The following is a 4,128-nucleotide window of genomic DNA, read 5'->3' as shown; positions in this document are numbered from 1 at the left end:
GAGATCTCCCGGCCGTAGAGGAAGCTGCCGGTCCCGAGTTCCCTGGCGTCCAGGCTGACGGTGTGCTCGCCGGCGGTCACCGGCACCACGCTGGTCACTGCTCCCGAGTCCCCCTCCCCAGCGCCGGCATAGGCCAGCTGATGGGAGTCGGCGCCGGGCCAGAGCCCGGTGCCGTCGAGGCTCAGCCGGTATCCCAGGCGACCGAGGCCATCCAGCGAGAAGTCGTCCTCGGCCGACAGGGACCCCGTGACGTGCAGGACGCCGTCGTCGGGCACGGTGAAGGTCGTCGAGATGAGTGCGGTGAACGCCCCGGCCGTGAAGTTGTCGATCCAGTCCGCTGTGCCGTCACCGTAGGCCGCGACGTCACCGGTCCGGAGCAGACCGGTGAGCGTGCTCTCCTTGATGTCGGCGCCGGTGACCGAACCGTTCTTCAGGTCCCTGCCGGTCAGGTTGTTGTTCTTGATCTTCTGTGACGTCACGGTGTTGTTCTTCAGGTTCTTGCCGTGGATCAGCTTCGCGGCCTCACTGGGCACCCCGAGCGCGACCACCAGGGCGGTGGCGCCGAGGGCCACGCCGAGGTGGCCGCTGCCGAGGCGTCGGGGGTTCTGGCTGCTCTGCTGTGTGCTCATCGCTCTTCCTCCCAAGCGGACGCATCGAGACCACAGGCTGGTGAGCGACTCCAGGGCCGACGCACGTACGGGCCGCTGTATCGCGTCCCTCGATCCGAGGGTGCTCCCGGATCGGGGCACGGCGCAAGGCCGCCTCGGGTTGGTCGAACGGTTGTCAGCCCGACGTGGTGAGGCCGGGGACTGGCCCGGGGACTGGTTCGTCGAGCAGTCTGAGCACGGGGTCCAGCGCGTTGCCGGGCAGTTCGGCCCGCTCGAGAAAGCTGCCGACGCCGACCTTCGATGCCTGGCCAGGGGTTGGCATCGGGTCAGCTTCGTGATGGTGTGAATCGCAGGCGCGAGCCAACCGAAGGAGCCCGATCATGCCGACGGTCCCGCATGTCTCTCCGCGTACCTCGCTGGTCGTGGCACTTGTTGCTGCGGCCGTCGTGCTGCTCGGCACGACTGTCGCGTTCGCGCAGGAGAGCGGTCCGGGCGGGAAGTTCCGCAGTGGCCAGGAGGTCGTGATCCCTGCCGGCGAGACGGTGGACGGCAACCTCTACGTGTGGGGCGGGACCGTCCGGGTGGAAGGAACCGTCACCGGCGACCTGGTGGTGGCCGGCGGCCAGGTGGAGGTGTCGGGCGAGGTCGCGAACGACCTCCTGGCCACCGGCGGGTCCCTGGACGTCTCCGGGCGGGTCGACGGCGATGCCCGGATGGTCGGCGGCCAGGTCACGGTGAGCGGAACGGTCGGCCAGGATCTCGTGCTCGGAGCCGGTCAGGCGACAGTGACGTCGTCCGGGCAGATCGGGCAGGACCTCCTCTTCGGTGCCGGGGAGATGACGCTCGACGGCCGGGTCGCCGGCAATGTGCTGGGCAGCACCCCGAGCTACACCGTGAACGGCACCATCGGTGGCACCGAGAACGTCACCATCGCCGAGAAGGATGAGCAGACGGAGCCCACGGTCGTGTCCCGGCTGGTCGACGGGCTGCAGAGGTGGATCGGTCTCCTCGCGGTCGCGGCGCTGGCCCTGTGGCTTCTTCCCCGCCTTCTGCGAGGGGCCGCCGACAACGTCCGTCGCCGGCCGTTGCCCAGCCTGGGCCTCGGTGCGCTCGGGGTCCTCGCCCTGGTCGTCCTCGTCGTCGGCGTCGTGATCGCGGCGGCCCTGCTGGGCGTGATCCTCGGGTTGCTGGGGCTCGGCGACGTCGTTGGACTCGTGGTCTTCGGTGCGCTGACCCTCCTGGTCGTCGCCGGCTTCGCCTTCTTCGCGGTCGCCACGTTCCTCGCTCCGGCAGCGGTCGGCCTTGCCCTCGCCGCCCTGGTGCTGGGCGACGAGCCGCGGAGCCGTCGCTGGTGGGGCCTGGTGCTGGGTCTGCTGGCCGTCGTGGCCCTCACGGCGCTGCCCGTGGTGGGCGGCTGGCTCGGCTTCGTGGTCCTGCTCCTCGGGCTCGGAGCCGTGATGCGCCATGTCTGGTCGCGGCGCGGGAACCCGCCCGGGCCGGCGGTCGGGGAACCGGCGGCCGGCTAGCTGCGAGCCCCCGTCCCGGGGCCGCGGCGCATACGTCCGCGAACGACGGGACCAATGGCCCTCGATGGTCCCCCTCCGCGGTCATGTACTGGAAGCGGGACGGCGACGCCGTGGAGACGGGCCGTTGAGGAGGGCACATGCAGCAGGAATCCCTGACCGCGCTGGTTCGACGCCACTTGGCGGCGGCCACGTCGGCGTCGAGCGGACGCAGCGCCCACACCGTGTACGGCGGGCGCGAGCACGTGCTGCGCCAGACACTGATCGCCTTGCGCGCCGGTGCCAGCCTGAGCGAGCACGAGAGCCCGGGGGAGGCCACGTTGCAGGTGCTGCACGGTCGGGTGACCCTCGTGGCCGGGAGCGACCGGTGGAGCGGAACGCCGGGGTACCTGATCGCCCTCCCTGACGCTCGCCATGGCCTGGAGGCCGTCGAGGACTCCGCAGTCCTGCTGACGGTCGCCATGGCGACGACCTGACCCACGCCCGTGCGACGGGCACCTCGGAACACACCCCATGGGCCCGATGGAAGGACCTGGGATGACCACCGCCCCCACGCCACCACCAGCGGTTCTGCTCGCGAGGCCACCACGCCCGAGCAGGCCCGCACCGCGCGGACAACGTTCCCGGTCGTCCTCGCGCAGCCGCCAGCGCGGACGGGGGTCAGCGCTCGACGTACGGCTGGCTGCTGGACCCGTGGGCGGGGCGAGGGCTGTCGTCGGCCTCCAGCTCGGCGGCGATGGAGACGGTGAGACCGCCGAGCATGAACCCGACGAGGGCTGCGGCCAGGGTGTTGGTGTTCATCAGGAGGCTCCCGAGGTCTGGGTGGGGGCGTGGTCGTCCCCATGGTCGGCACCGTGATCGGCCCCGTGCAGGTACTGGTGGGTCAGGGCATGGCCCTTGCCCTTGTCGATGAGCCGGCGGTTCACCGGGAAGGCGGCGACGAAGGCCGCAGTGAGGGCGATCATCATGCTCAGCCAGAAGACGGGGTTCACCAGGCCGGCGTCCATGGCGCCGGGGATGAGGGCCATCACCGCGTTGTCCACGATCTCCATGACGGCGATCGAGAGCGTGTCGGCGGCGAAGACCACGCTGAGCGCGGCGGCGAAGCCCAGTCCGGCCTTCATCAGCGGCAGGGTAGAGAGCGTGTAGCCGAAGAGGAAGGCCAGCCCCACCGCGAGCGCGATGGTGACGGCGGTGCCGAGTCCGAGCGCAGTGCCGATCATCAGACCGGAGATCTCGCCGATCGCGCATCCGGTGAGGCAGTGCAGGGTGGCGTTGGCGGCCATGGAGTTCCGGGAGTTCATGAAGAGTCCTCTCGTCGATGCAGTGCGACGCTAGGGGCAGTCGCGGCGGTGATCAATGCGGGTACCCGCGTTACCTGTCACACGAACAAGCTCCGGGCCGACGTGAGCAGGTCGACGGCCCACCCGGGGACGCGGTCGGGGCTGCCCGTTTCGTACGGCGGCTGCGGGTCGTACTCGATGCCCAGCTGGATCGTCTGCGCCAGCTCACGACCGTGCCGTCGACGGCGGCCAAGCCTCGGGCGAGCTGCTCCACACCGACGCCGGCCCGCGGCGCGATGACCACTGCCTGGTTGCTGCCCGGGGGAGGCAGGGCGGCTGGTTGCCGGACCGGACGACCTGCCGCCATCGATGCGTGGAGAGCCAGACCGTCGGTGCCCCCAGGCTGAGGTCGGCCACGATGCGGTCCCCGGGCTGACCGTGGACGTCTACGCCAACGGCGAGGAGCTGATCCCCGACTTCGAGCCGGGCACGCTCACCGACCCGCTGAGCCTGCCCGCGGGCTCCTACGACCTCGCTGTCTATGCCGACGGTGACACCCCGGACTCGGCCGAACCCGCCATCGAGGCGAGCGGCGTCGAGGTCCCCGGCGGCGTCAACGCCACCGTCGTGGCGCACCTCGACGCGGACGGCACCCCGACGCTCAACGTCTTCGTCAACGACGTCTCCTCGACCGGGCCCGGTGACGCGCGGTTG

At 70.8% G+C, this 4,128-nt stretch carries 6 protein-coding genes; 3 read left to right on the top strand and 3 right to left on the bottom strand.

The window, feature by feature from the left end:
* On the bottom strand, positions 1-629 hold a 629-nt coding region (locus ABZE72_RS16030; protein ID WP_372730036.1), incomplete at its 3' end, for a hypothetical protein.
* Positions 630-988: 359 nt separating this feature from the next.
* Here ABZE72_RS16030 and ABZE72_RS16025 point away from each other — a divergent pair.
* Together ABZE72_RS16025 and ABZE72_RS16020 are read left to right on the top strand one after the other, a co-directional pair.
* Positions 989-2,134 (top strand): hypothetical protein, encoded by a 1,146-nt coding sequence (locus tag ABZE72_RS16025; RefSeq protein ID WP_372730035.1) that lies wholly within the window; start codon positions 989-991, stop codon positions 2,132-2,134.
* Positions 2,135-2,271: 137 nt separating this feature from the next.
* Positions 2,272-2,607 (top strand): cupin domain-containing protein, encoded by a 336-nt coding sequence (locus tag ABZE72_RS16020; protein WP_372730034.1) that lies wholly within the window; start codon positions 2,272-2,274, stop codon positions 2,605-2,607.
* Positions 2,608-2,791: 184 nt separating this feature from the next.
* On the opposite strand, the gene ABZE72_RS16015 is transcribed toward ABZE72_RS16020, so the two are convergent.
* Positions 2,792-2,932: a hypothetical protein gene (locus tag ABZE72_RS16015; RefSeq protein ID WP_372730033.1), complete on the bottom strand. Its 141-nt coding sequence runs from the start codon at positions 2,930-2,932 to the stop codon at positions 2,792-2,794.
* Positions 2,932-3,435: a DUF4396 domain-containing protein gene (locus ABZE72_RS16010; protein WP_372730032.1), complete on the bottom strand. Its 504-nt coding sequence runs from the start codon at positions 3,433-3,435 to the stop codon at positions 2,932-2,934. Before ABZE72_RS16010 ends, ABZE72_RS16015 begins: the two co-directional genes overlap by 1 nt.
* A 348-nt stretch (positions 3,436-3,783) precedes the next feature.
* On the opposite strand from ABZE72_RS16010, the gene ABZE72_RS16005 reads away from it, so the two are divergent.
* Positions 3,784-4,128 (top strand): DUF4397 domain-containing protein (locus ABZE72_RS16005; RefSeq protein ID WP_372730031.1); only part of this gene is annotated, 345 nt, incomplete at its 3' end.

This window comes from Nocardioides sp., from assembly GCF_041600255.1.
Taxonomy (GTDB): domain Bacteria; phylum Actinomycetota; class Actinomycetes; order Propionibacteriales; family Nocardioidaceae; genus Nocardioides.
The sequence above is the reverse complement of the archived record's forward strand: the minus strand, read 5'-3'. Positions and strand labels throughout refer to the sequence as shown.

What these genes read in the sequence shown, in the direction of transcription:
- ABZE72_RS16015 (WP_372730033.1), bottom strand. Translation starts at nt 2,932, where the DNA reads ATGAACACCAACACCCTGGCCGCAGCCCTCGTCGGGTTCATGCTCGGC.
- ABZE72_RS16010 (WP_372730032.1), bottom strand. Translation starts at nt 3,435, where the DNA reads ATGAACTCCCGGAACTCCATGGCCGCCAACGCCACCCTGCACTGCCTC.
- ABZE72_RS16025 (WP_372730035.1), top strand. Translation starts at nt 989, where the DNA reads ATGCCGACGGTCCCGCATGTCTCTCCGCGTACCTCGCTGGTCGTGGCA.
- ABZE72_RS16020 (WP_372730034.1), top strand. Translation starts at nt 2,272, where the DNA reads ATGCAGCAGGAATCCCTGACCGCGCTGGTTCGACGCCACTTGGCGGCG.